Below are 26473 nucleotides of genomic sequence, written 5' to 3' on the forward strand. Positions count from 1 at the left end.
GCGGTCTGAGGGTGGTTGTCAAGGCATCTTTCCAGCCTTGACAACCACCCTCAGACCGTCATCACAATCAAGCTTCGGGGTGCCCCACGCAACCAAGGACGGCAATGTCGCCGCCAGGCGACGAGCCGAACTCAAACCCCAGGCTCCCCAACCAGCACCTCATCAGCAAACCCAGCCGCCAGCGCCCGCAACCCAGCGTCCAGATAAAGCGTGAGATCAGCATCAGCCCGAGCAGACCACCGCTCATAAGCCGCCCGGCAGGTCGCCAACACAGCCCGCCCCACCGCCAACGGGTACAGCGAATCCTCAGCCTGCCCAGTACGCCGAGCCACGAAACTGATCACAGCCCGCTCCCAAGCGTCGTAATGCCGAGTAGCACTGGCCGCCAGTTCAGCCACGGTACTGAGCAGATTCATCCGCATCCGCAGCTCAGGCACATCCTCGGCCCGATAATGATTGGCCGCCAACACCGCCCGCCGAACCGCCTCCAGCACGGGAATGCCCTCCGGAGAATCAGCGAGCAACTCCCGGATCGTATCCACCTCGGAGTCGAACTCGTTCCACAGCACGTCGGACTTGGCGTCGTAGTACCGAAAGAACGTCCGCCGGCTGACCCCGGCAGCGGCCGCGATCTGATCCACGGTCGTCTCGTGGAACCCCTGCTCAGTGAACAGCCGCAGCGCGATCTCCTCCAGTTGCCGCGCACTGGTCCCCCGAGGCCGGCCACGCCGGGGCCGAGCCTCGTCGACCGGATCAGCAGGCATGCCTCCCCCTCCCGCGGACGCTTCTGTCACCGGGTGACAGTACTCGCCCGCCGACACCCCGCAGCATCGGCGGCCCACCGCGAGACGGCCAAACCCCATCCACAATGGACTGTCGAATACCAGAAGAATGCGCGACAAAAACCGCTAAGTCCGAAATAAACCCCATTCCCGATTCCGCACCCGCCACCACTCGAAAGAGGGACCTTGTGGACAGTGGACAAGTCTGTTGCGTCAGGTGTCAGATGTGAAGATCCTGCCGCAAAGCAGAATCGAGGATCCGATGAGTGAAACAGCCGCTCGCCCGGCCTCACCCGCCGAAGCCATCGCCGACCCGGGCCCACTGGGCTTAGCGGGCTTCGCCGCCACCACCTTCGTCCTGAGCGCGGTCAACGCGGGCCTGATCCCCAAGGCGGTCGAGCCCGTGGTCCTGCCGCTGGCCCTCTTCTACGGCGGCCTGGCCCAGCTCCTGGCCGGAATGTGGGAATTCCGAAAGAACAACACCTTCGGCGCCACCGCATTCGGCACCTACGGCGCGTTCTGGCTGGCTTTCGCCTTCTACGTCTGGCAGTTCGCGCCGAAGATCCCGCCCGCCGACGCGGCGACCGCCACCGGGATGTTCCTGTTGGTGTTCACCATCTTCACCGGCTACATGATGATCGCGTCGCTGCGCACGAACGCCGTCCTCGTCGGAGTCTTCGTCCTCTTGTTCCTGACTTTCCTGTTCCTCACCATCAGCGAACTGGGCGGCGCGGAAAGCGCGGGCAAGATCGGCGGCTGGCTCGGACTGGCCACCGCGGTGGTCGCCTGGTACGGCTCGTTCGCGGTCGTCACCAACGCCACCGCGGGCCGCACGGTGCTCCCGACCGGCCCGATCGGCAAGCGCTAAGCACGCTCAGCGGGTTCGTGCAGGAACAGGATCAGGCAGCCGCCGCGGCTGAACGTCTGGTGCTCGACCTGGGCGGGATAGTCCACGAAGTCGCCGCGAGCGCGGCGAGCCGTGACCCGGCTGCCGTCCGGGAAGACCAGCTCGTCGTCGGCTTCCCCGTCCAGGAACAGGAACCGGTGCGCGGTCGGATGCGGATGCCGCGCCGAGAACGACCCGGGCTCGAAAGAGGACAGTCCGACGACGCGTTCGTCGAAGGTCTCGTCGAACGCCACGTCGAGCAGCAACCGGAACCACAGTCCGGGGCTCGATTTCTGCCAGCCGGAAGGCCCGAAGACGTCCTCAGCCGGTTCCCCGAGCCGCTCGCCGCTGATGCTCAGCGCGAGACAGCCGTCCGGACTGGACAGTGCGCCGTCAGCGGCGAGGTAAGCACCGGCGCGATGGTCCGCGAGAGTGCCTTCCAGCACCAGCACCCGGTCGCCAGGATCGGACAGCACCGCCCCGGCGCCCAGCCGGACCAGCGTGAACGAGTCGCCAGGGGACTGCAACAGGTCCTTCGTCCAGACCCCGGGCCCGGCCTCGGTCCAGCCTGCGGGAGAAAAAGTCGCGGTGTGGCTCGGCATGACATCCCTTCGAAGCGTCACCTCGACGATGCCGATGCACGAAACCGGACGGCAACCGGAACGCCGCGACACTGCCCGAAGGTCACTCGGGCCGGTCCTCGCCGCGCACCCACGAGTCGAGCACGATCAGAGTGCGCGTGCTGGTGATCCGGTGGCTGCGCCGCAGTTCGTCGATCGTGCTCTGCAGGTGCGCCATGTCGCGGCTGCGCAGCCACACCACCGCGTCCGGGTCGCCGGCGATGGTGAACACCGCCTGCGCCTCCGGGATCCGCGTGGTGGTCTCGACGATCTCGGCGACGTTCGTGCTCCCGAAGAACCTGAGCTGCGCGAACGCCTCGATGCCCCAGCCGAGTTTCGCGTGGTCGACCTGCACGGTGAAACCGGTGATCACGCCCTTCTCCCGGAGCCGGTCGACGCGCCGCTTCACCGCGGCGGTGGAGAGCGACACCCGCCCGGCGATGTCCGAGAACGTGCGCCGGGCGTCCTCGCGCAGCAACGCGATGATCTCGTGGTCGGTCGCGTCCAGCAGTTCTTCGGCCATGAGCGGCATCGTACGCAACAGATCTGCCCGATCCGCCCTCTCGCACGTCATCCTTTGCGTCCTTGCCACTACAGTGGCCGGGCACGTTGCGCCCGGGCTCAGGGGTGGGGTGAGGTGGCTCACGTCCCAACGGCGGGTGCCCGTGGGCTGATGGCGTGCGGAAGGGAAGTGCGGATGAACGCCTTCACGTTGGAAGACCGGTACGTGCGCGAAGCGGGCACTGTCTACTTGACCGGGGTGCAGGCGCTGGTGCGCGTCCTGCTCGACCGGATCCGGCTGGACCGGCAGAACGGCGCGGACTCGGCGGCCTTCGTGTCGGGGTACCAGGGCTCGCCGCTCGGCGGGTTCGACCTGGAGCTGGCGCGGCGGTCCGGTTTGCTGGCCGAGCACAACATCGTGCACAAGCCGGGCGTCAACGAGGAACTCGGCGCGACCGCGGTCATGGGCAGCCAGCTGGCCGCCCGAGCGGGCACGATGCGGCCCGACGGCGTCGTCGGCATGTGGTACGGCAAGGCCCCTGGCCTCGACCGGGCCACCGACGCGCTGCGGCACGCGAACCTCGCGGGCACCGACCCGCGCGGCGGCGCGGTCGCGCTGGTCGGCGACGACCCCAACGCGAAATCCTCGACCATCCCGTGTGCGTCCGAGCACGCGCTCGCCGACCTCGCGATGCCGGTGTTCTTCCCGGCCGACGCGCAGGACGTGCTGGAGCACGGCAGGCACGCGGTCGAACTTTCCCGCGCGAGCGGGCTGTGGTCCTCGATGAAGATCGTCGCGAACGTCGCCGACTCCGGCGGCACCGCGCTGGTCGATTCGGAATGGACCGCGCCGGAAATGCCCGAGGGCGCGTACAAGCACCAGCCGAACAGCCGGCTTCTCGGGCCGGAGCTGATCACGCTCGAACACAGCCTGCACCGCGTCCGGCTGCCGCTCGCGATGGAATACGTGCGCGCCAGCGGGATCAACCGGATCGTCCGGTCCGGACCGAACGACCGCGTCGGCATCGTCACCGCCGGCAAGTCCTATTTGGACCTTCGGCAGGCGCTGCGGATGCTCGGTCTCGACGAGTCCGAGCTGTCCCGCTACGGCATCCGGCTGCTGAAGCTCGGCGTCGTGTACCCGGTCGAACCGGGCATCATCAAGGAATTCGCCGAGGGCCTCGACGAAATCCTGGTGATCGAGGAAAAGCGCGCGCTGGTCGAACCGGCGATCAAGGAAATCCTCTACGGCCGCACCGGCGCGCCGCGCGTGTACGGCAAGTCCGACCAGCACGGCCAGGTGCTGTTCACCGAACTCGGCGAACTGGACCCGGACCGCATCGCCAGCGGTCTGGCCAAGCGCCTGCCGGAAGCGGAACCCGTCGCGGCGTGGAAGGGGCGGCGTCGCCGCGAGCGGATTTCGGTGCCGCTGCTGGCCCGCACGCCGTACTTCTGCTCCGGCTGCCCGCACAACTCGTCCACCAAGGTCCCGGACGGCACGCTCGTCGGCGCCGGGATCGGTTGCCACACCATGGCTTTGTTCATGGAGCCGGAGCAGGTCGGCGAGGTCGTCGGGCTGACCCAGATGGGCGGCGAGGGCGCGCAGTGGATCGGCATGGCGCCGTTCGTCGAGACGCCGCACCTGATGCAGAACATCGGCGACGGCACGTTCATGCACTCCGGCAGCCTCGCCGTGCGCGCGGCGGTCGCGGCAGGCGTCGACATCACGTACAAGCTGCTCTACAACTCCGCGGTCGCGATGACCGGCGGTCAGGACGCGGTCGGCGGGCTTTCCGTGGAGAAGGTCGCCGCGCTGCTGCTCACCGAGGGCGCGGCGAAGGTCGTCATCACCTCGGACGCGCCGCGTCGGCTGCGGAAGCGGAAGCTGCCGCGCGGGGTCGAGGTGCGTGACCGGGCGGAACTTCTTCGTACGCAAGAAGAACTGGCGACGCATCGCGGTGTGACGGTGTTGATTCACGAGCAGGAGTGCGCGGCGGAGAAGCGGCGCAAGCGTCGTCGGGGGAAGCAGGAAGCGCCTGCGCGCAAGGTCTTCGTGAACGAGCGCGTTTGCGAAGGCTGTGGCGACTGCGGGGTGAAGTCGAATTGTCTTTCGGTGCAACCGGTCGAGACGGAGTTCGGCCGTAAAACCCAGATCCACCAGGCTTCGTGCAACGTCGACTACTCGTGCCTCGACGGCGACTGCCCGTCGTTCCTGACCGTCGTCCCGACCGGCGAGGTCAAGCGGCGGAACCTCGCGCCGATCAGTGCCGATGTCCTGCCCGAACCGGCGAAAACCCTGTCCGACGTCGCTGTGCGGATCACCGGTATCGGCGGCACCGGCGTGGTCACCGTCGCGCAAATCCTTGGTGTCGCTGGGGTTCTCGACGGCAAGCAGGTGCGCACCCTCGACCAGACCGGGCTCGCGCAAAAGGGCGGCGCGGTTGTCTCGGACGTGAAGATTTCCACCGGCGCCGTCGAACAGGCTCCGAAACTCGCCAACGGGGAATGCGACCTTTACCTCGCGTGCGACGCGCTGGTCGCCGCCGACCCGGCGTACCTCGGCGTGGCTGATGCCGGGCGGACGGTCGCCGTAGTGTCCACTTCGGAGGTTCCGACCGGGCGAATGGTGGTGGACAAGGAAGTTTCGTACCCGGACCAGTCGAGCATCCGCGGCGCGCTCGGCGACGCGACCGCCTCCGGGCACTACCTCGACGCGCGCGGCCTCGCCGAGCAGATCTTCGGCGACGACCAGTACGCCAACATCCTCCAGCTCGGCGCGGCCTACCAGACCGGCTCGCTGGCCGTCTCCGCGGAAAGCCTGGAACAGGCCATCAAGATCAACGGGACCGCGGTGGAGACGAACCTGCAGGCGTTCCGGCGCGGTCGGCAGCTGGTCGCCGATCCGGAGGCGCTCGACGCGGAACTCTCGCCGTCGTCGTCGGAGGCTCCGGCCGCCGCGGACGCGGAAGCGGTCCGCAGGGTGCGCGCGCTGGTGCGGGCCGACGGCGAACTCGCCCGGGTGCTCGACCTGCGCGTTCCGGACCTCATCGCCTACCAGGACGAGCGGTACGCGCGGCAGTACGCGGAGTTCGTCGAGCGGATCCGCACGCGTGCCAGTGCTTCGGTGACCGAGGCGGTCGCGCGGAACCTCTACAAGCTCATGGCCTACAAGGACGAGTACGAGGTGGCGCGGCTGTCGCTGGACCCGCAGCTGACCGCGGAAATCGAAGCCCAGTTCGGCGTCGGCACGCGGTTCGCGCACCGGCTGCACCCGCCGGTGCTGCGCGCGCTGGGCATGAACCGCAAGATCAGCCTCGGCGGCCGCAGCGTCCGGCCCGCGTTCGCGGCGCTGAAGGCACTGCGCAAGCTTCGCGGGACGAAGCTGGACCCGTTCGGCCGCGCTGAGGTCCGCCGGGTCGAGCGGGCGCTGATCGGGGAGTACCGGCAGGCGCTGACGCGTGCCCTCGAGGTCGCCGACCGGGGCGACGCCCGCCTGGTCGAACTGGCCGCGCTGCCGGACTCGGTGCGCGGATACGAGGAGATCAAGCTGGCCAACGTGGCGGCTTACCGGAGGCGGCAGGAGGAGCTGCTGAAGGAACTGGAGATGCCGGACTCGGTGCGGGTCGCGACTGCCTGAGGGGGAGCCGGGAGCCGCTGCGGGACGGGTTCGTGCCGCAGCGGCTTCGGGGCGAGTTGCCTGGTTGGGCTGCTGGATTCGGATGCCGGAGGGGATCCGGGAGCCGCCGCGGGACGGATGGTGTCGCAGCCGCTCCGGTTGCTTCGGTTTGGCGACGGTGCCGCGTTAGGAGCGAGCCGTCCGCTGGAGGTGCAGGGTTCCGCGCGGGGTGCGACTGCTCGGCGGGAGTCGCCGTGGGGCAGGGGGTGGTGTCGCTGCGGCGGTGATTGCTCCGGTTTGGCGACTGTGCCGGGTTCGGGCGAGCCGTCCGCCGGAGCCGCTGGGCTCGGTGCGGGTCGCGATTGCCTGAGGCTCCGGTTGCTTCGGCTTGGCGACCCTGCCGGATTAGCGGCGACCCGTCCGCTTGAACCGCCGAAGAGCGCTTCGCCGCAGAGTCGCGGCGGATTCCGCGCAGATCCCCGCTGATTGAAGCGAGATCAACTCCCTGGAACCCCATTCAACGCGCATTCCGCGCCCCTCTTCCGCGCGATGCCAGAAACGGCGAGGAGGCGGCCGAACCCGATCTCCGCGCGGTTTCGGCCTTCCCGTCGAGCCCGGTCCTGCCCGAAAAGCCTTGTAGGTGTCACACCAATGGGTGGTCCTGGCGAACCTTCCCGGGAGACCCGCGTCCGTCCCCCGATCGGTGGGGTGGGCGGCGCTCGGCGGGGTGCGCCGCGGGCAGGCCTGTGACCAGTGCGGACGCGCCGAATCCCCTAATGCCCCTAATCGGGGGATCGATAAAGTCCCTAGTGGGGGCCCCGGCTAACCCGGGTGACCCCCCGATGGCGGGCATTCGGCGGAGTCCTATGTTCGGAAAAGGAGCCGGCTCTGGGGCCGGCTCGTCCGTTTCTCGGACACCCCACCCCGATCCGTTGTCACCACAGGAGAATACAAACTATGGGCCCGGTGCAGACGCTGCACGAATTCGCGCTGAACCTGCTGAACGACCCGCAGTCGATGGCGGACTACAAAGCTGACCCGCAAGGCGTGCTGAACGGCGCCGGTCTCAGCGAGCTGAACCCGTCGGACGTGCAGGACATCATGCCGCTGGTCATGGACAGCGCCCCGCTGCCCGCCGCTCCCGCCGTCCCGGCCGTTCCCGCGGTGCCGGGCGTCCCGGCCGCGCCGAGCATCCCGGGCGTGCCCGCCGTCCCGAGCGTTCCGTCGGCTGACCTGGCCGGAGCCTTCGACAAGGCCGACGCCGCCGCCGAGCCGGTCGCGCACCAGGTCGGCGACGGCCTCGGCGGCCTCGCCGGCGCGCTGCCGAACCTCAGCCCGGTCTTCGAGGGCGTCAGCAACGTCGCCGACGCGACCGGCCTGAACACCGTCACCCACGGCACCCTGGGCGCGGTCTCCGGCGTGCTGGACCACGTCGCCGCCGCGACGCACCCGATCCCGGTCGTCGGCCCGATCGTCGACGCCGCCGCGATCGACACCCAGAACACCGTCAACGCGGTGGGCGAGCACGTCTTCGACGGCAAGCTCGTCGGCTCCGCGGTGGACGCCACCACCAACCACCTCGGCGACGCGCTGACGTGGAAGGCCGTGGTCTCCGAGACCGCGAAGATCCCCGCCGTCGGCGGCCCGGTCAGCGGCGTTGTCGAGGACGTCCGCCAGGGCGGCTCGCACCTGCTGGGCACCGTCAACGAGGCGATCGGCTCGACCCCGGTGGGCGAGCACGGCGACCTCCGCGCCGACCTGGCCAACGCCACCGGCGACCTGACCTCGGCCGGCGACCTGTCCGGCACGCTGGACCACGCCGCGGGCGCGGTTCCGGGCCTCCCGGCCGTTCCGGCTCTCCCGGCCGTTCCGGGCGCGGGCGAGCTGCCGCAGGTGCCGGGCGTCGGCGCCCTGCCGCAGGTCCCGGGTGTGGGCGCGCTGCCGCAGGCCCCGTCGGTCCCGGGCGTCGGCGAGCTGTCGCACGCTCCGGAGCTGCCGTCGGTCCCGGCCGCCCCGAACGCGGGTTCGCTGACCCACGCCATCGAGGGTGCGACCGCGCACGCGCCGGCCGTCAACGCGGCCGCGCAGCACGTCACGAGCACCGTCCAGGACGCCGTCGAGACCGGCACCCAGCACGCGACGACCGGCGAGCTGCCGGACGCCGCGCACGCCGCGCCGCTCAACGAGGTGCAGAACCACCTGCACGACGTCGCGGGCGGTCTCGAGTCGCACGCGAGCAGCCTGCACCTGGACAGCCTGCACCTGGGTCACTGATCCTGGTATAGCAAGGGTTTTCCCGCCGCGGGCCCGGACCGGACACGGTCTGGGCCCGCGGTGTTTTGTGTGCCGGGCGCGAGGGTCACTGGCGCACCAGGGGTTTTTCCGTGCCGGGCAGCAAGGACAACACGGGCTGGCTGTCGAGGAAGAGGCCGCCGGTCGGGCCGTCGGGCGGCAGCGTCGCGGCCCACACCACGCCGCGGGCGCTTTCGAGCGCCGGGCGGGCGGTGTCCTCGTCGCCGCGTTCGGGATGGGTGGCGGTTTCTCCCGGATCGACGGCGTTGACGAGGATCGGGGTGTCCCGCAGCGCCGAGGCCAGCACGCCGGTCAGCGTGTTCAGCGCGTGCTTGGCGAAGGAATGCGCCGGGGCGCGCAGGCTCGCGCCGAGGTCGAGTCCGGTGGAGATCTGCAGCGCGGAAACGCTGGAAACGTTGACGATCCGGGCCGCCGGTGCGGCTTTCAGCAGCGGCAGCAACAACTGCGTGAGCTGCCACGGGCCGAGGACGTCGATGTCCAATGCGGACTGGACGGCGGCCAGGTCGGCGTCGAGCGCGGACAGGGTGGCGAAATCGACGGTGTCGCTGGCGTTGTTGACCAGCACGTCGAGGCGGCCGAAGGATTCGGCGACGTAGTCGGCGGCGGCGGTCATGGTGGCGAGATCGGCGAGGTCGAGCCGCACCGCGCTGGCGTTCGGGAGTCGCGCGGCAAGGGATTCGGCGCGGGACAGGTCGCGAGCGGTGAGGATGACGTGATAGTCCTGTTCGGACAGCAGCCGGGCGGTGGCGAAGCCGAGTCCGACGGCACGGCTGGTTCCGGTGATCAAGGCGGTTTTTGGCACGGCGATACTCATTTCACGAGTTAGTGGGCGGAGTGTTTCGGCAGGAATCCGACGAGGGCCAGCGCCACGAGGTACAGGCCGGCGCAGATGCCGAAAACCAGTTCAGCGGCAGGGATCCAGGACGGCGCGGCGGCCGGTCCGACGCGGGCGAAGAACACCGTGCCGAGCGCGGCGACACCGATGGCTCCGGCGAATTGCTGGGCGGCGTTGAGCATTCCGGAACCGCTGCCGACTTCTTCGGGAGTCGCGTCGCCGAGGATGAAATCGAAGAGCGGAATGAACAACAATCCGGAACCGGCGCCGGTGATGAACAGCGCGGGGGCGAGCTGCCAGATGGTGACGGCCGCACCCCAGTGCGCGATCGACCACCACAGGACGAGCAGGCCGACGACCGCGATGGCGAGTCCTAAGTGGAGCGAGGTACGGCCGAGTTTCGCGGCGAGTACCGCACCGGACAGCAGGGTCGCGATGGCGGTACCGGCGGCCCAGGGAAGCAGGGCGAAGCCGGACTGCAGCGGCGTCCAGCCGAGGCCGGATTGCAACAGCAGGTTCACGACGAGCACGAATCCGCTGAGCGAGGCGTAAAAGCCGCCGGTGATCAGGAGACCGAACACGAAGCCGCGCTTGGAAAACAGCGACGGCGCGATGACCGGATGGCTGCTGCGGCGTTCGGACCTCGCGAACAAGACGAAGGCGACCACGCCAGCGACCATCAGCACGTACGTCCAGACGGGCCAGCCGAGTTCGCGGCCTTGGATGAGCGGCACGATGAGCAGCGCTGACGCGGCGGTGAGCAGGCCGACGCCGCGCAGGTCGAGGCGGGCGCTGCGGTCTTCGCCGCTGTGTCGCGGCAGCACGCGCAGGCCGAGCAATCCGGCGAGGATGCCGAACGGGACATTGATCAGGAAGATCGAGCGCCATTCGCTGCCGAACAGGTTCAGGTGCAGCAGCCAGCCGGCGAGGATGGGTCCGGCGACAGTGGCCAGGCCCATGATCGGGCCGAACGGCATGAGGGCTTTGCGCAGCTGATCGGGCGGGAAGACGACCTTCACCAGCGCGATGCCCTGCGGGATCATCGCCGCGCCGAAGAGGCCCTGGAACACGCGGGCGCCGATCAGGAACCCGGCGCTGGGCGCGAGCCCGCAGGCCAGCGACGCGAGGGTGAAGCCGGTCAGGCCGAGCAGGAACAGCCTGCGCCGGCCGAGCAGGTCGCCGAGGCGGCCGGACGTCACGAGGCCGAGCGCGAACGCGGCGGTGTAGGCCGACAGGACCCACTGCAGGGTCACCGGCCCGCCGCCGAGGTCGGAGCGGATCGAGGGGCCGGCGAGGGCGGCGACGCTGGTGTCGATGAGGTCCATCAGGTCGGCGATCACGACGACGACCAGCACGAGCCACGCCTGGACCAGCGGAAGCGGCTCGGCGCGGGGAGACGAACTAAGTTCAGTAGTCACGAACTAAGTTCTAGATGACGAACTAAGTTCGTGTCAAGCTATAGTGGTGGACATGCCCGCTGATCCCCGAGAGCGCCGCGCCGCCCGGCACGCGTCCACCAGCGCCGAAGCCGCGCCGAAACCGCGGAAAGAACCCATCACGGTCGACCGGATCACCGACGCCGCGCTGCAGGTCGTCGCCACCGAGGGCTACGACGCGCTGACCGTCCGCCGGGTCACCGCGGTGCTCGGCACCGGGCCGTCGTCGCTGTACGCGCACATCGTCAACAAAGAGGATCTCGACGATCTGCTCATCGGCAGGCTCTGCGCGCAGATCGAACTGCCCGAACCCGACCCGGCGACCTGGCGGCAGCAGGTCTTGGCGGTCTATGGGCAGATCCGCGACCTGTATCTGAAGTACCCCGGCGTCTCCCGCGCCGCGCTCGCGACGGTTCCGACGCACCTGGAAACGCTGCGGGTCAGCGAGGGGATTCTGGCGATCCTGCTGGCCGGCGGCATCGAGCCGCAGACCGCCGCGTGGGCGCTGGATTCGCTCACGCTCTACGTGACCGCGTACGCCTGGGAAGTGTCACTGGTCCGGCAACGGCAGCAGCACGGCGGCGAGTGGGTGTTCAGCCAGGAGCAGTTGATCGAGCGGTTCGCCGCGCTGCCGGAGGAGAAGTTCCCGCGGACCCGGCAGTACGCGGCGGAGTTGACGTCCGGTGCCGGGCATGACCGGTTCGACTTCATGGTCAACCTGATCACGCGGAATCTGACCAGCGAGACTTCGGAATAGCGAAAGATCCGTGAAGGGAACCCTGACGGAATCAGAGTCCCTCAGGGTTCCCCTCACGGACGTTTGGAGCAAGAGCCGCGTACGAACGCGCGGTCAGCGAGGTTCCGGGATTGCTGGGTCGCAGCAACCGGTCATCCGCGGCAGTTCGCGGTTGACCTCGGCCAGTTCGGCGGCGACCGCGTGGCACGGTTCGCACACGGCCAGGTGACCGGCGAGGACTCCGGCCCGGCGGGCGGGCAGGGTGCCGCGCAGCCACGCGCCCATCCGGCGGCGGACTTCCTGGCACTGCGGCAATTCCGCGTCCGGCACCTGGACTTGCAGGTACGCCTGCCGCAGGCCTTCGCGGGCACGGCGGGCGAGCACGGCGACACCGTTCGGCGAAACGCCGAGCACCGGCGCGAGTTCCGCCGGAGTGTCGCCCTCGGCGGACATCCGCCACAACACTGTCCGCCAGCGGCCGGGCAGCGTTCGGTAGGCCGACCACACGAGCCGGTCTTCCGAGCGCATGACTGCGAGTTCGTCTGCGCCGCCGTCGAGATTTACGGGTTCCGGAACTGTCGCGTAGAGATCGATACGATTTTCGTGGCGGCTCCACCGTGCGAACAGATTTCGCATAGTGGCCACGAGGTACGCGGGCGCGTTCGATTCCGGGCCGCCGCCGGCCGCGACGGTGCTGAGCACGCGCGCGAAGGCTTCGGCGACCAGGTCGTCGCGTTCGGCCTGCTGACGCACCAAGCCGGCGGCGACGCGGCGCATCAACGTGACGTGCCGCCGGAACAGTTCGCCGCCTGCCTGGCAATCCCCGGCGCGTACGGCGGCGAGGAGTTCGGCGTCGGTGCGCTCGTCCTCTCGCGCATCGGTGACCAGAGTGCTGCCCAGCGTCGTCTCCACCGTGCACCTCCCACCGGACCGGCCCACACCTCGTCACGCGGGACTACTGAAAGTAACTGGTACAGCAGTGTACTCCATATGGCGGCGGGGATCGGGCAGTCGGCCGCGCGATTCGGGTCCGGCCGCCGCTGTCAGCCATCCGGGGAAGTCTTGGCCGCTCAAGGACATTTCGTTCGGCGGCCGACTGTCCGAAGTGGACTATTGACGCACGGTCAGGAAAACTTTCCGGCCAATTCGGTGAAATAGGGCGTCATCGCCGGGTGGTAGTCGGCGAAGTCCGGCCTCGGCGTGCCGTCGAAGGCGGCGGCGAACATGTCGAGGTAGTACTCCCAGCCGGGGCCCGCGTCCGGGATTTTGTCCGCCGAGTCCAGGTGGTGCACCAGTCGCAGTTCCGTTGCCGCGCCTCGGGACTCGAGCCGCAGCTCCATCCGCCAGGCCCCGGATTCGTCGGTCGACGAAACAGCCAGCCGGTGCGGCGGCTCGCAGGCGTCGATGCGGAGGTCCATCCAGGGTTCCTCCTCCTCGAACACCATCTGGACCTGGATCATCCGGCCGGGTGCCGCGTCGCCCTTCCAGGGGCCGAACCAGCGCGCGGTGCGTTCGGGCTCGGTGACCGCGGCCCACACGTCGTCGATCGGCGCGCGGAAAGTGCGGGGCAGGACCAGGTCGATGCTGTCGGCGAGCCGGTGCGCTCTCGCGGTGGGCACGGGTTTCATGCGGTGGTTTCCTCTCCGGAAGCGGGGTCCCGGCGGCGTTCGCGACGGGTGCGGTGGACCTCGGTCTCCAGCGCGTCGAGCCGCTGCTGCCAAGCGGGCGGCGCGACAAGCTGGGTGAGCCAGGCGGTGAGTTCGGCGCATCCCTGCGGGTCGAGCGCGTAAAACCGTTGCCTGCCCACGAGTTCGTCGCGCACCAGCCCGCTTTCCCGCAGTACGCGCAGATGGCGCGACACCGCGGGCCGGCTGATGTCGAAGCGCGCGGCGATCTCCCCGGCGGGCAGCCGCTGTCGCCGCAGGAGCGTCAGAATGTCCCGCCGCACCGGGTCGGCGATCGCGTTGGCGACCAGATCCACGGACAGAAGCGTAACCCGGAGGTTACGCTTCCGGCAAGCACGTCACGGCCAGGTCGACGCGCCGCCGCGGCGTTTGCGGACCTCTTTCCCCGCGCCGGGCGGGAAACCGTGCTTGGCGAGCCGGACTTCGGCGAGCTCGTCGGCGCTGGTGACGGTGAGGAACAGGCTCAGCAGCAGGCTGATCAGCAGCGCCGCGATGATCATCCCGGCGGGCATCGGCGTGACGAGAGTGAGCACGACGTAACCCGCGATCAGCCAGGGCAGCGCCTCGACGAAGATCCGGAACGCGAAGCGCAGCACCCAGGTTTTCGCGGTCGCGTCGTGCAGCACCCACTCGCGGTACTCGTCGGGGAGTACCCCGCCGTACACGTAGTGCAGCCAGCGCACCGGGCCGGGACGCTTCATGCCCGCCGGGTACCCCGTGCTCAGGCGGTGTACGCCCCGAGCTTGGCCGGGTTCATCAGCCAGAACAGCCGGTCGATGCCCTCGGCCGACGCGGACACGGTGAGCACCGCGATCACGGCTCCGCTGTGGCTCACCACCGCCGCGGGCTGGCCGTTGACGTCGCTCCAGCCCACCTCGGTGCCGGGCCAGAACCGGCTGGCGAACGCGCGGACGTACTTCGCCACCGTGACCGCGCCGACCACCGGGATCCGCGTCGCACGGACCGCGCCGCCGCCGTCGGAGTAGCTGACCACGTCCTCGGCGAGCAGTTTCTCCAGCGTCGCGAGGTCGCCGGTGCGCGCGGCGTCCACGAACGCGGTGAGCAGCCGCCGCTGTTCCGACGGTTCGACGGGCGTCCGGCGTTCCGCGGCGAGGTGTTTGCGCGCCCGGCTGACCAGCTGGCGCGCGCTCACCTCGGTGGTCTGCACGATGTCGGCGATCTGGTGGTACGGATAGTCGAACGCCTCGCGCAGCACGTACGCGGCGCGTTCCGTCGGCGGCAGCTTCTCCAGCAGGAACAGCACCGCGACCTCGAGCGCGGCGGCCCGTTCGGCGCCCAGCTGCGGGTCGGCGGAGGCGTCGATCGGCTCGGGCAGCCAGGGGCCGACGTAGGTTTCGTGCCGGACGCGCGCGGTCTGGCTCGCGGTGATGGCCAGCCGCGTCGTGGTGGTGGCGAGGAACGCGTCCGGGTTGCGGACGACCGAGCGGTCGCAGGTCTGCCAGCGCAGCCAGACGTCCTGGAGGAGGTCTTCGGCGTCGGCGACGCTGCCCAGCATCCGGTAGGCGATCCCGAACAGCCGCGGCCGGACCCGCGCGAACACCGAGGCGGCCTCGGCGAGTTCCTCCATCGGCGGCGCGTTCCTTTCCTGGTCCGGCGGGACATTCGCGAGCTTAGCGGGAAGGGGTGTCACAAATCGGCGAGCTGTCCGGTCCTGACTGGCGACGCTCGCGGCGGCCGTCGCGGCGGAAACGGAGGGAACGAGCATGAAGATCGTCGTCATCGGCGGGACCGGGCGGATCGGTTCGCAGGTCGTGCAGCTGCTCGAGGGGCATGAGGTCGTGGCGGCAGCGCCGAGCACCGGCGTGAACACGCTGACCGGCGAAGGGCTGTCCGGCGTGCTGCGGGGTGCTGACGTGCTGGTGGACGTGTCGAACTCGCCGTCGTTCGCCGACGACGACGTCATGGAGTTCTTCCAGCGCTCGACCGGGAACCTGGTGCGGGCCGCGCGCGAAGCCGGGGTCGGGCATTTCGTCGCGCTGTCCGTCGTGGGCGCGGACGAGCTGCCGGATTCCGGTTACCTGCGGGCGAAGGCCGCGCAGGAGAAGCTGATCGAGGACAGCGGGCTGAACTACACGATCGTGCGCGCGACGCAGTTCCTGGAGTTCGCGGTCGCGATCGCGGACACCTCGACGGCCGACGGCGTGGTCCGGCTTTCCGACGGCGGCACGCAGCCGATCGCGGCGGAGGACGTCGCGGTGGCGGTCGCCAAGGCCGCGGGCGAGCCGGCGGTCGGCGGGATCGTCGAGATCGGCGGCCCGGACGTGCTGCCGATGGACGAATGGATCCGGCGGGTGCTGACCGCGCGCAAGGACCCCCGCGAGGTGGTGACCGACCCGGCCGCGAAGTACTTCGGGACGGTGCTGGGCAAGGACAGCCTGGTGCCGGCGGAAGGTTCGTGGCGGGGCAAGGTCGGACTGGCGGAGTGGCTGGGCCGGTGAAGCTCGTGAGCGGCGATCCCGGTTGGAACCGGGATCGCCGCGCACGAGTTACGAGAGCTGGCCGTCGTAGTCCGGCAGTTTGAAGCCCTTTTCGTAGTCCCCGCCTTCGAGGTCGGTGGACCGGTTGCCGATGTTCGCCGTGATCGTGTAGCCCTGCTGGGTCAGGTCGGCGCGGCAGCGCTGCTTGCCCTCCGCGGTGCCCTCGCCGGATTCGCGGGTGCAGATCGCGTCGATCGGGTAGCCCGCGCCGCTCAATTGCTTGCGCGCGGAGGAGGAACTGGTCCGCGCCGTCACGAACAGGACGGACACGTGGTGCTGGCCCGCCCATTGGGCGACCGCGAGCACCGGCTTGTTCGGTTCGCCGGGATGGTATTCGGTTTCCAGCGAGGTGTTGTCGATGTCCAGCACGATCGCCAGCTTGGAGCCGCCCTGTGCGACCCGGTCGGTCAGCCACGGAATGGCCGGGCCGACGGCTTCGCGCACGTCGGACTGCCATTGCTCGTAGCTGGGCAGGTCGGACACCGCGGCCGACGCGGTGGCCGGGGCGGCGATCAGCCCGGCGACGGCGAGAATTGCGGCGCAGGCGCTCTTGACGTTCATCGGCGCGATTTCTCCTTCGCGTGGCGGAAATTGCCACCGGTCACGCTAATCTCGCCGGGAGTTTCGGTGCACCGTCGTTCGTCGGGTGATTTCGTGGCAACGGAGGGGAATTCGCCGTCCGTTCACCGGGACCTACGGGCGTGTTTTCCGCCGCGATTCGGGGTGATGATTGTCGACGCCGGTGGACAATCATCACCCCGATCCGCCGTTATCCGGCGATGGTGTCCAATTCGGCCAAGGCGTCCGCGGGCAGTTCCAGGTCGGCCGCCGCGACGTTCTCCCGCAGGTGCGCGACCGACGACGTGCCGGGGATCAGCAGGATGTTCGGCGACTGGTGCAGCAGCCAGGCCAGCGCGACCGCCTTCGGGCTGGCGCCGAGCCGGGCGGCGACGTCGTCCAGCGTCGAGGACTGCAGCGGGCTGAACCCGCCGAGCGGCCAGAACGGGACGTAGGAAATCCCTTGGGCGGCAAGGGATTCGATCAGCTTCTCGTCCCCGCGGTGCGCCACGTTGTACCAGTTCTGCACGGTGACCACCGGCGCGATCGACTGCGCCTGCGCCACCTGCTCGGCGTCGACCACGCTCACGCCGAGTTCCTTGATCTTGCCTTCCTGGCGCAGTTCGGCGAGCGCGCCGAACGGTTCGGCCAGCGAGCCCGGTACCGGCGAGTGTCCGTCCTCGCCGCCGCCGACGCGCAGGTTCACCACGTCGAGCGCCTCGACGCCGAGGTTTCGCAGGTTCGACTCCACCTGTTCGCGCAGCTGCTCGGGCGAGCGCTCGTGGATCCAGCCGCCCTTGTCGTCGCGCACCGCGCCGACCTTCGTGACGATCTGCAGCCCGTCATACGGCGCGAGTGCTTCGCGGAGCAGTTCGTTCGTGACGTACGGCCCGTAGAAGTCAGCGGTGTCGAAGTGGTTCACGCCCAGCTCGACGGCCGTGCGCAGCACCGCGAGCGCCTCGTCGCGGTCGTTCGGCGGCCCGAAGACGCCGGGTCCGGCCAGCTGCATCGCGCCGTATCCCAGGCGGGCGACGGTGCGCCCAGCCAACGTGAACGTCCCGCCGGGGAGGTTGTCGGTCAATGTTCCGCCCTTCCTTCTCGCCGCGCCGGTTCCGTCGCGGCTGCCGTCCATGGTGCTGCCGAGGGCGCGGCGCGGCCAGTACCCCTCGGTCCTGGGAGTGTCAGGGCCAGGCTCGCGGGACAGCAGCCCGATAATTTGGTATACCATTATCATGGCTTCTCTCACTGTGACCGGCGTGCGCCCGTGGGGCGGCGACCTGGCCGACATCGTCCTCGACGGCGACCGCATCTCCGACGTCCGGCCCGCCGGTTCGGCCCCGGTCGAGGGCGAACGGATCGACGGCGCGGGCCTGCTCGCGCTGCCCGGGTTCGTCAACTCGCACGCGCACGTCGACAAGAGCTGGTGGGGCAAGCCGTGGGTCTCCTACGGCGGCGTCGCGAGCACCGAAGGCCGCATCGCGCACGAGCGGGCCGAGCGGGACAAACTGGGGATCCCGAGCGTCGAGGTCGCCGAGACGGTGCTGCGCGAGTTCCTGCGGCACGGCACCACCGCGGCGCGCAGCCACGTGGACGTCGACCTGGGGCTCGGCCTGCGCGGCATCGAAATCGTGCGAGAGGCCGCGGAACGGCTGGGCGGCGCGGTGGAGGTCGAGATCGTGGCCTTCCCGCAGGACGGCGTCCTGCGGCGGCCCGGCGTGCTCAAACTGCTCGACGAGGCCGCGGCGGCGGGCGCCGGCTGGATCGGCGGCCTCGACCCGGCGGGCATCGACCGCGACCCGGTCGGCCAGCTCGACGGACTGTTCGAGATCGCCGAGCGGCGCGGCGTCGGCCTCGACATCCACCTGCACGACGGCGGCGAGCTGGGCGCGTTCCAGTACGAGCTGATCGCCGACCGGACGGTGCGCACCGGGCTGCAGGGCAAGGTCACCGTCTCGCACGGCTTCGCGCTCGGCGAGGTTCCCCCGGCGCGACAGGCGGCGTTGCTCGACCGGATCACCGAGGCGGGCATCTCGCTGGCGACCGTCGCCCCGGTCCGGACGGCCCCGCTGCCGTGGACGGAGTTGTCCGCGCGCGAGGTCCCGGTCGGCCTCGGCACGGACGGAATCCGCGACCTGTGGTCCCCGTACGGCGACGGCGACGTGCTGCAGATCGCGCTCGGCTTCGCCCGGTTGCACGGACTGCGGAAGGACGAGGATCTGGTGGCGGCGGTGGAGTTGGCAACGCGGCGTGCGGCGTCGTTCGTGGGTCGTGGGCGGCATGATCTGGCGCCGGGTTGCCGGGCGGATGTGGTGTTGGTGGCGGCGGAGAACGTGCCGGACGCGTTGATGCGGGTGCCGGTGCGTTCGCTGGTGATCGCGGGTGGCCGGATTGTGGTGCGGGACGGGGAAGTGCTCGTCTGAGCAGTTCGTCCGCTGCTCCAGCATGCCGCTGGTTTTTCCGTAGCCGGGGACGAAGTTTTCGGCTCAGCGGGGCGATAGCTTCCCGGGATGGACAAGCTCGACGCTCTCCGCAGGCGGCTGGAGCAGGACCTCCCCGCGCTGCTGGCACAACACCAGGTCCCTGCCGCGGTCATCGCGGTGGCTGTCGGCGACGAGACGGCCACCGCGGCCGCCGGGGTGCTCAATCTCGGCACCGGCGTCACCGCCACCGCCGATTCGGTATTCCAAATCGGCTCGATCACCAAGGTCTGGACGGCCACCCTCGTCCTGCAGCTCGTGGACGAGGGCCTGGTCGACCTCGACGCCCCGATCCGGCAGTACCTGCCCGACCTCGAACTGGGCGACGCGGCCATCACCGTGCGGCAGCTGCTCAGCCACACCGCCGGGTTCGAGGGCGACCTCTTCACGGACACCGGACCCGGCGACGACGCGGTCGAGAAGTTCGTCGCGACTCTCGACGGCGTCGCGCAGCTCTTTCCGCCCGGGGAACTGTTCTCCTACAACAACGCTGGGTACGTCGTCCTCGGGCGGCTGGTGGAAGTGTTGCGCGGCAAGCATTACGAGGACTGCCTTCGCGAGCATCTCGCCGGACCGCTCAAGCTTCGGCAGTTTTCCCCGAACGCCCTCGACGCGATCCGCTATCGCGCCGCGATCGGGCATCTCGAACCCGAGCCCGGTGCCGATCTCGTGCCCGCGCCGTTCTGGTCGATGCTGCGGTCCAACGGTCCGGCCGGGTCGTCGCTCGCGATGTCCGCGGCGGATCTGCTCGCCTTCGCCCGCATGCACCTCGCGGGCGGTGCCGAAGTGCTGAGCGCGAAGAGCGCCGCCGCAATGCTGGAGCGGCAGGTCAGCCTCCCGCCGCTCGGCATCATGGGCGACGCCTGGGGGCTCGGCTGGGAGTTGTTCGACACCCCGAGCGGTCAGGTCTACGGCCACGACGGCAACACCATCGGCCAGGCGGCGTTCCTCCGGCTGGTGCCCGAAAGCGACCTCGCGGTGGCGTTGCTGACCAACGGCGGCGACGCGATGAGCCTGTACGCCGACCTCGTTCCCGCGCTGCTCAAGGAATTCGGGGGCGTCGAGGTGTCGCTGCCGCCGCGTCCGCCGTCCGAGCCGGAAGCGTTCGCCGCTGACCGGTATCTCGGCACTTACGCCAGCACGGTCGCCGATCTCGTGGTCTCCCAGGACGACGACGGCCGGGTCTGGCTGGAGCAACGTCCTAAAGGGACAGCCGCGGAGTTGAGCTCCGCCAGCAAGTCCGAACTGGTCTTCCTCGAAGGCGACACGTTGATCCTCCGCGAGGCGCAGGCCGGAATCCACCTGCCGCTGGTCTTCCTCGGCGACGACGGCACCGGCCGCGCGCAGTACGTCCATTCGGGGAGGGCGACCCGTCGCGCGGGGTGACCGGACGGCTTTGCCCGAACTGAACGATCCGGCGGCGTTGCCCGGGTAAGGTTTTACCTCGTGGTCGCTGATCTGGGGTGGAATACGGGGCAGACGCGGATCCGCGCTGCCGACGGCCGCCTCCTCGGCGCGGGCGTGCTGATCGGCGACCGGTACGTGCTGACCTGCTCCCGGGCGGCCCGCGACGAAACCGCTTTCCGGGTCGAATCGGCGGGAGCCGCGGCGCTGGCCGGGCTGGTCCCGCCGCTCGCGGGCGCGCGCGGCGACCTGGCGCTGCTCGAACTGGACACTCCGGTGCGAGGCGGCGCCCTGCTCCGGCGGAAGGTCGAATCCGGGCGGGAAGTCCGGATCCACAGTCTTCCGCTCCGCCTCGGCTACGGCATCTGGGTGCGCGCCACCATCGGCGTGCCGGACGGCGAACGGGTCCCGCTCACGCTGCTGGAGGGCCGCGTCGACCCGGACCTGTCCGGCTGTCCGGTGTTCGACAGCCGCACCGGGCGGCTGCTCGGCATCGTGGTGGTCGACCACGGGGTGCGGCTGGTTCCGGCGGACACCGTGCTGGCGTACTTCCCGCAGCTGCGGGAATGGGTGACCGACGATTCGGTGATCGAGGACCGGCTCGACGAACTCCTCGTCCGCACCGGCCGCGTGCCGATACCGGACGCCGGGGACCTGCGGGTCGCGCTGCCGAAAGCGATCCTGCCGGACCCGTACGACGCGGTCCTGCCCGACGCGGCGCTGCCGGAGCGCCGCCGGTTTTGCGCGGAGTGCGGCAATCCGGTGGGCCGCGACCAGGGCTCGCGGGCCGGTCGGACCCGCGGTTACTGCGTGCGGTGCGGCGCGCCGTTCAGCTTTGTGCCCGCGCTGGAGCGCGGCACGGTCGTCGCCGGTCGTTACGCGGTCCTCGGCTGCATCGCGATCGGCGGGTTCAGCTGGATCTACCTTGCCCGCGACGAGGCCGACGGCGGCCGGTTCGTGGTGCTCAAAGGCTTGATCGGCGAACGGGACCGCGACGGCGCGCTGGCCGCCGCGCAATCCGCCGTCGTCCCGCGGTTGCTCGGACTGGACCATCCGAACGTCGTCCGCACCCTCGCCCACGTCGAAGACCCGGACCCGGAAACCGGCCGGCTCATCGGGTATCAGGTGATGGAATACGTGCGCGGGATTTCGCTGCGGACGGTGGCCCGCCGCGCGAAACGGCTGCGCCCGGAGCATGTCGCCGCGTACGGGCTGCAGCTGCTGGAGGCGCTCGGGTACCTGCACCAGCGAGGGCTGCTGTACGTCGATGTGAAACCGGACAACGTGCTGCAGGACGGCGACCGGGTCACGCTCGTCGATCTCGGCTCGATGCGGCGGCAGGACGACCGGGACAGCGTGCTCGTCGCCACCCCGGCGTATCAGCCGTCGCGGTCCGAGCTGGACACCGACGGCGTCAGCGTCCGTTCGGATCTCTATTCGCTCGGCCGCACCCTGGAGGAGCTGCTGCGTGCCTGTTCCCTCGACGACAGCGTCGGAACGGAGATGCTGCGGGCGCTGATCGACCGGGCGACCGCGGATTACGCCGAGCGGTTCGCCACCGCCGACGACATGGCCGAGCAGTTGCGCGGGGTGCTGCGGCAGCTGCTCAGCCAGCGCACTCACGTGCCGCGTCCGGCCGTCTCCCGGCAGTTCGGCAATCCCTGCGGGCTCGCCGTGGCGGGGCTCGGGGTGCCGGAGTGGGAGGCCTGGGCGTCGGAACCGCCGTTGCGCGCCGACAGTCCGCTGCGGCGCGAGGACGCGTGGGCGGCCTTGCCTATCGCCATTTTCACCGGGTCCGAGGAGGTCGGGGAAACCTGGCGCGGTGCTGGGGTGTTGCTGAACGCGGGAATGCTGGACGACGCGGAGAGCCAGTACCGGGAGTGCGCGAGTCAGCTGCCGGGCGAGCTGGCGCCGTTGCTGGCTTTGGGTTTCTGCGCGGAACTGCGGGGCTCGACCACCGCTGCGGCGCGCTACTACGACGCGGTGTGGGCCTGCGATCGGACCATGGTCGCGGCGGCGTTCGGGCTTGCCCGGATCCGGCTCGGGCAAGGCGATCGCGTCGGCGCGGCAGCGGTTTTGGACGAGGTGCCCGCCAGCACGGCGGCCCGGGCCGGCGCGGTGCGGGCGCTCGCCACGGAACTGTCCAGTGTGGACGAAGCCGTCGCTGCCTGGTCCCGGCTCGGCGAACTGGATCTGGACGAGGACGAACAGGATCGGCTTGCCGCGGTGGTCGGGGAGGTACTGCTGCGGCTGTCCCTCGAACACCCCTCGGCCGCCGCCCGGTTGCCTGACCTTCGCCAGGTGCGGGACGACCTCGCGCAGATCTATCGGACGCACTCGAATCGGGCGTGGCCGATGCTGCGAGAGCACGCCCGCCGGGTACGCCAGGCCAAGGTTCCCGAACCGCGTCCTTCCTGGCGGCCCGCGATCGTGGTGCACCACCCGGATTACCTGCCGCGGCAGACTTCGACCACGACCGTGCGGGTCACGGTCACGGCTGGCTCCGACGGCGGTTCGATGCGGCTGTTCGTGCGAGAGCTGCCGGGGTGCGTGCTGTACTGGGTCGGCCAGACGACCCCGGCGGAAACGCTGATGCCGTTGCCGCAGCGGCGAATCAGCGACTCGGTGCTCGACCTCGGGCAGTGGGCGGCCGGGGAAACCAGGAGTTACGCGCTGAGTTTCCTCGTGCCGTCGAGAATGGCGACCGGGCAGGAGAATCAGCTGGTCACGATCTGGGCGCACCAGGACACCGCGCAGTCGGAGGCAGAGCACGTGTACGTGCGGCTGACCGACGATCCGGTCCGGCCGGCCCCCAGGTCGATCGGGCCGCCGGGCCTCGCGGCCGCGGTGGACGCAGCGCTTTCCGCGTATCGCGAAGGGAATCCGCGCGACACACTGGAGGCGCTCGGCTCGGCGGTGGCGTTGGCGACCGCGCAGGGGAACGAGGCCGCCCTGGGCCGGTTGCGGTTGCTGGTGGACATCGTCGACGCGGAGAGCGGGCTCGTCAGTTTCCGCGGCCCGCTGGACGGGGAAGACCTGCTGTCGGAGCGGATTTCGGTGCGGTATCGGGAGCCGGTCGCTGCCGAGCCGCTCGTCGCCAAGGGCGAGGACTTCGAGATCGACGTGCTGCGGGCTGAAGCGGCTGCTGACGGGGCGGTGCTCAGCGCCCGGGTCGATTCGCGCCGGGTTGATTCGCGCCGAGTGGAATCCCGGCGGGTCGATTCTCGCCGGGTTGATTCGCGCCGAGTGGAATCCCGGCGGGTCGATTCTCGCCGGGTCGACTCCCGTCGAGTCGACTCCCGTCGCGTCGATTCTCGCCGGGTCGATTCCCGGCGGGTCGATCCGCGGCCCGGCACCTGGCGTACCGGCCGGGTCGGCTATCCCGTGCGGCCGGACCGCCTCGACCCGGGACCGGATCCGTTCGACTCGCAGCGCGTCATCTGGGCCGGGCTGCGGGCGATCGGGGCGAGACCGCCGGACGACGCGCCGGAACCGGCTCCCGGGTTGCTGGAGGCGACCGTCGAGTGCCATTCCGACGGCCCGGCCCTCGTCGGGCAGCTGGTCGGAGTCGCGGTTTCGGTGCGGCGCAAGGAACCCGCGCCCGCGCAGTCGGACGTGGTGCGCGTCCGGGTGCTGCTCGACGCCGCGCCCGGGACGGCCGAGCCGATGTCGCGGGTCGGCTGGATCACCGGCGACCGGTTGCGCGATCCGGCGGAGTTCTCCGTCATGCCGGTCGCGCCCGGGACGCTGCGGCTCGTGTTCCGGGTCTACCGCGAGCACGACGGCCAGTTGCTCCTGGAAATCGCGGCCGCGCTGCCGGTGGAGATGCCGTCATGACCCGTCAGCTGAGCACCGAGGTCACCGTCGACAACACCGCCGGGCTGAGCCGCGTCGCGGTGCCGCCGTACAACCGGGCGCGGACGGTCAACCTGCGGTTCCTCGAATTCCCCGGGGTGCCAGGGCTTCTCGTGCAGGCTTGGGGAAGCGCGTTCCCCGAGGACGGCGGCGGCGGGTACCAGGGCCGGATCACGCACACTCTCGGCGAGCTGAACTCCCGGATCGACATCCTCCGCGAAACGTGGCAGCGGCACATCGTGGACCTCGCCGAGCAGGCCGAACGCGGCCCGCGCCGGTATCCGTTCGCCGACGGCTGGGACCTGTCGGCGCGGCCGGAACTGTTGCGGCGCGCGGGTTTCGCGCTGGCCGACGCCGGCTATCTCCTGTACCGGCTGTTGTTCGCCGGTCCGGATCGCGGGTTGCGGCGGATCCGTTCGCTGCTGGAATTGGCGCTCGCCGAGGGCGAGAACGTGATCAGCGTCGAATCCGACAGCCTGATCGTGCCGTGGGGAATGCTCTACACCTCGCCGCGGCGGCCGGACGAGTACCCGGACGACGAGAACTGGTCGCTCGCCGGGTTCTGGGGTTATCGGCACGTCGTGGAGCACACCTTCTCGCGGGTCGACGACTTCGACGCGCGGATCACCGTGGACGGTGGGAAACCGGTCGTCGGACTCAATGTCGACCACGGCGTGGACAAGCAATTCCCGGACACGCCTTACATCGCGCCGGTGGTCGATTTCTTCCACGGCCGGGCGGAAGTGGTGCTGCGGCCGGACAAGAAGACGCTGGCCGCGCACTTCCGCAGCCGTGATTTCGCCGACCACGTCACGTATTTCGGCTGCCACGGCAAGGTGAGCGGTTCCGGCGGCCTGGTCGAGCAGCCGTATTTGAAGCTCGGCGACGGCGAACGGATCTACGGCACCGACCTGATCGCGTGGCTGGCGGAAGCGCCGCTGCCGACGCGGCCGTTCGTGTACGTCGGGGCCTGCCAGGGCGGACAGGTGACCTCGGCGTTCTACTCGGCTTTCGGCAAAGCCTTGCTGGGCAACGGCGGGCGCTGCCTGATCGGTCCGCAGATCGACCTGCCGCCCGCGTTCGCGCGCGAGTATTCGCGGCGATTGTTCACCGAGTTCATCGATTCGGGCACGAAACTGGGCGACATCGTGCGCTCGCTGGCGCGGGTGTTCGCCGACGAGCACCACAATCCGCTCGGACTGATGTTTTCGCTGTACCGCGGGATCGACGTGCATCTGTGGCAGGAAGGGCGACCGTGACCGAACCGGTGATCCTGGACCTCGACGAGCACGGCGACTTCGTGGACCCGGAAACCGGAAAGCCGGTGCCCGCCGAGGCGACGCCGCGGTTTCTCGCCCGGTGGCTGGAAGTCCCGGCGACGGCGACCGACATCGTCGTGTTCGTGCACGGCTGGCAGAACAACCGGGAAACCGCCGACCGGCGGGCCCGGCAGTTCTTCGGGCTGCTGGAAGAGCGCTACGCGGCCGGGTCTTACGAAGGACTCGGTGCGTGGCAAGGGTTTTACGTCATGGTGCGCTGGCCGTCGATGAGCAACCCGTTCCTGACCGGCTACCGGCGGATCCGCGACCGGGCACACAAGATGACCACTGACGGGCGGGCCGCGGAGGCGCTCGGCCAGTTGCTCGGGTACCTGAACGCGGAACGGCAATTGCCCGGCAGCGCGCCGAGTTTGCGGACCGTCACGGGCCAGTATCTGCACTGCGTCGGCCATTCCTTCGGCGGCCGGTTCGTGGTGGAAGCGGTGCAGGCCGCTGCGGGGGACGGTCCGCCAGTGCTCGGTTGGGATCGAGCTGATCCGCGTTATCCGTACACTGTGGACACACTGCTGGTGTTCCAGATGGCCGCCCGGCCGGACATCTTCACCGACCGGTTCACCCCGGTGTTGCGCGATGCCCCGATCAACGGGCCGATCGTGCTGACCCGTTCCCGCGCGGACCGGGCCACCGGGTTGTGGCACCGGTTGGCGGAGGGGGTGCGGGGGATCGGGAACGTCGGCGTGAAGGCCCCGGCTGAAGACGTGGCAAACACTGTGCTGCACAAAGTGGACACGGAGTATCTACGGTCCGAAATGGACCGGCGGATCGTCAATGTCGAGTCGGGGTGGCGGTTCCGGCGCGGGCGGTGGTGGAATCCAGCCGGGGCGCATTCGGACATCTGGTACCCGGAGTCGGCGCATCTGCTGCTGTCGCTGGCGGAGCTGGCTCGCTGAACGGGGCTCGACCGTCCTCAAGGGACGGTCGAGCACCGAAC

22 protein-coding genes are annotated in these 26473 nt (G+C 69.9%); 10 read left to right on the top strand and 12 right to left on the bottom strand.

Annotated elements, in window-relative coordinates:
* Window positions 1-131: 131 nt before the first annotated feature.
* Window positions 132-764, bottom strand: coding sequence for a mycofactocin system transcriptional regulator (gene mftR / locus ABZX37_RS42865; protein ID WP_354749721.1), 633 nt, complete (start codon window positions 762-764; stop codon window positions 132-134).
* A 280-nt stretch (window positions 765-1044) separates the two neighbouring features.
* Here mftR and ABZX37_RS42870 point away from each other — a divergent pair, with 280 nt between their 5' ends.
* On the top strand, window positions 1045-1650 hold the full coding sequence (locus ABZX37_RS42870; protein WP_354749723.1) for an acetate uptake transporter: 606 nt from the start codon (window positions 1045-1047) through the stop codon (window positions 1648-1650).
* On the opposite strand, the gene ABZX37_RS42875 is transcribed toward ABZX37_RS42870, so the two are convergent.
* Together ABZX37_RS42875 and ABZX37_RS42880 are read right to left on the bottom strand one after the other, a co-directional pair.
* Window positions 1647-2270, bottom strand: coding sequence for a cupin domain-containing protein (locus ABZX37_RS42875; protein WP_354749725.1), 624 nt, complete (start codon window positions 2268-2270; stop codon window positions 1647-1649). The two genes, ABZX37_RS42870 and ABZX37_RS42875, sit on opposite strands and share 4 nt — an antisense overlap.
* 82 nt (window positions 2271-2352) lie before the next feature.
* Window positions 2353-2811 carry an Lrp/AsnC family transcriptional regulator gene (locus tag ABZX37_RS42880; protein ID WP_182891300.1) on the bottom strand — a complete coding sequence of 153 codons (459 nt, stop codon included), beginning with the start codon at window positions 2809-2811 and terminating at the stop codon, window positions 2353-2355.
* Between the two features lie 174 nt (window positions 2812-2985).
* Here ABZX37_RS42880 and ABZX37_RS42885 point away from each other — a divergent pair, with 174 nt between their 5' ends.
* Together ABZX37_RS42885 and ABZX37_RS42890 are read left to right on the top strand one after the other, a co-directional pair.
* A complete protein-coding gene (locus tag ABZX37_RS42885; RefSeq protein ID WP_354749727.1) occupies window positions 2986-6426 on the top strand; it encodes an indolepyruvate ferredoxin oxidoreductase family protein in 3441 nt (1146 codons plus the stop codon).
* A 936-nt stretch (window positions 6427-7362) separates the two neighbouring features.
* Window positions 7363-8679 (top strand): IniB N-terminal domain-containing protein, encoded by a 1317-nt coding sequence (locus ABZX37_RS42890; protein ID WP_354749729.1) that lies wholly within the window; start codon window positions 7363-7365, stop codon window positions 8677-8679.
* Window positions 8680-8764: 85 nt separating this feature from the next.
* Here ABZX37_RS42890 and ABZX37_RS42895 read toward each other — a convergent pair whose 3' ends face one another.
* On the bottom strand, window positions 8765-9520 hold the full coding sequence (locus ABZX37_RS42895) for an SDR family NAD(P)-dependent oxidoreductase (protein WP_354749731.1): 756 nt from the start codon (window positions 9518-9520) through the stop codon (window positions 8765-8767).
* Window positions 9521-9540: 20 nt separating this feature from the next.
* On the bottom strand, window positions 9541-10971 hold the full coding sequence (locus tag ABZX37_RS42900) for an MFS transporter (protein ID WP_354749733.1): 1431 nt from the start codon (window positions 10969-10971) through the stop codon (window positions 9541-9543).
* A gap of 52 nt (window positions 10972-11023) precedes the next feature.
* On the opposite strand from ABZX37_RS42900, the gene ABZX37_RS42905 reads away from it, so the two are divergent.
* The gene (locus tag ABZX37_RS42905) at window positions 11024-11746 is read left to right on the top strand and encodes a TetR/AcrR family transcriptional regulator (RefSeq protein WP_354749735.1); all 723 of its coding nucleotides are present in this window, start codon (window positions 11024-11026) and stop codon (window positions 11744-11746) included.
* 93 nt (window positions 11747-11839) lie between these two features.
* Here the strand turns inward: ABZX37_RS42905 and ABZX37_RS42910 are convergent, their stop codons facing one another.
* From ABZX37_RS42910 to ABZX37_RS42930, 5 genes are all read right to left on the bottom strand, one after another.
* Window positions 11840-12637, bottom strand: coding sequence for a sigma-70 family RNA polymerase sigma factor (locus tag ABZX37_RS42910; RefSeq protein WP_354749737.1), 798 nt, complete (start codon window positions 12635-12637; stop codon window positions 11840-11842).
* A gap of 212 nt (window positions 12638-12849) precedes the next feature.
* On the bottom strand, window positions 12850-13353 hold the full coding sequence (locus ABZX37_RS42915; protein ID WP_354749739.1) for an SRPBCC family protein: 504 nt from the start codon (window positions 13351-13353) through the stop codon (window positions 12850-12852).
* A complete protein-coding gene (locus ABZX37_RS42920) occupies window positions 13350-13706 on the bottom strand; it encodes a metalloregulator ArsR/SmtB family transcription factor (protein ID WP_354749741.1) in 357 nt (118 codons plus the stop codon). The genes ABZX37_RS42915 and ABZX37_RS42920 overlap by 4 nt, the downstream gene beginning before the upstream one ends.
* 42 nt (window positions 13707-13748) lie before the next feature.
* On the bottom strand, window positions 13749-14111 hold the full coding sequence (locus ABZX37_RS42925; RefSeq protein ID WP_354749743.1) for a DUF5313 family protein: 363 nt from the start codon (window positions 14109-14111) through the stop codon (window positions 13749-13751).
* A gap of 20 nt (window positions 14112-14131) precedes the next feature.
* Window positions 14132-14998 carry an RNA polymerase sigma-70 factor gene (locus ABZX37_RS42930; protein WP_354749745.1) on the bottom strand — a complete coding sequence of 289 codons (867 nt, stop codon included), beginning with the start codon at window positions 14996-14998 and terminating at the stop codon, window positions 14132-14134.
* A 136-nt stretch (window positions 14999-15134) separates the two neighbouring features.
* Between ABZX37_RS42930 and ABZX37_RS42935 the strand changes: the two genes are divergently transcribed.
* Window positions 15135-15869 (top strand): SDR family oxidoreductase, encoded by a 735-nt coding sequence (locus ABZX37_RS42935; protein WP_354749747.1) that lies wholly within the window; start codon window positions 15135-15137, stop codon window positions 15867-15869.
* Window positions 15870-15917: 48 nt separating this feature from the next.
* On the opposite strand, the gene ABZX37_RS42940 is transcribed toward ABZX37_RS42935, so the two are convergent.
* On the bottom strand, window positions 15918-16469 hold the full coding sequence (locus ABZX37_RS42940; protein ID WP_354749749.1) for an HAD family acid phosphatase: 552 nt from the start codon (window positions 16467-16469) through the stop codon (window positions 15918-15920).
* A 208-nt stretch (window positions 16470-16677) separates the two neighbouring features.
* On the bottom strand, window positions 16678-17547 hold the full coding sequence (locus tag ABZX37_RS42945; RefSeq protein ID WP_354749751.1) for an oxidoreductase: 870 nt from the start codon (window positions 17545-17547) through the stop codon (window positions 16678-16680).
* Between the two features lie 151 nt (window positions 17548-17698).
* Here ABZX37_RS42945 and ABZX37_RS42950 point away from each other — a divergent pair, with 151 nt between their 5' ends.
* The 5 genes from ABZX37_RS42950 (at window position 17699) to ABZX37_RS42970 (ending at window position 26432) form a co-directional block, all read left to right on the top strand.
* The gene (locus tag ABZX37_RS42950) at window positions 17699-18886 is read left to right on the top strand and encodes an amidohydrolase (RefSeq protein WP_354749753.1); all 1188 of its coding nucleotides are present in this window, start codon (window positions 17699-17701) and stop codon (window positions 18884-18886) included.
* A gap of 87 nt (window positions 18887-18973) precedes the next feature.
* A complete protein-coding gene (locus ABZX37_RS42955; RefSeq protein WP_354749755.1) occupies window positions 18974-20329 on the top strand; it encodes a serine hydrolase domain-containing protein in 1356 nt (451 codons plus the stop codon).
* Between the two features lie 60 nt (window positions 20330-20389).
* The gene (locus tag ABZX37_RS42960; RefSeq protein ID WP_354749757.1) at window positions 20390-24184 is read left to right on the top strand and encodes a tetratricopeptide repeat protein; all 3795 of its coding nucleotides are present in this window, start codon (window positions 20390-20392) and stop codon (window positions 24182-24184) included.
* The gene (locus ABZX37_RS42965; RefSeq protein WP_354749759.1) at window positions 24181-25461 is read left to right on the top strand and encodes a hypothetical protein; all 1281 of its coding nucleotides are present in this window, start codon (window positions 24181-24183) and stop codon (window positions 25459-25461) included. Before ABZX37_RS42960 ends, ABZX37_RS42965 begins: the two co-directional genes overlap by 4 nt.
* On the top strand, window positions 25458-26432 hold the full coding sequence (locus tag ABZX37_RS42970; protein ID WP_354749761.1) for an alpha/beta hydrolase: 975 nt from the start codon (window positions 25458-25460) through the stop codon (window positions 26430-26432). The genes ABZX37_RS42965 and ABZX37_RS42970 overlap by 4 nt, the downstream gene beginning before the upstream one ends.
* Window positions 26433-26473 lie beyond the last annotated feature (41 nt).

Origin of the sequence: Amycolatopsis sp. NPDC004079, from assembly GCF_040610415.1 — a bacterium.
GTDB classification, from domain to species: Bacteria; Actinomycetota; Actinomycetes; order Mycobacteriales; family Pseudonocardiaceae; genus Amycolatopsis; species Amycolatopsis halotolerans.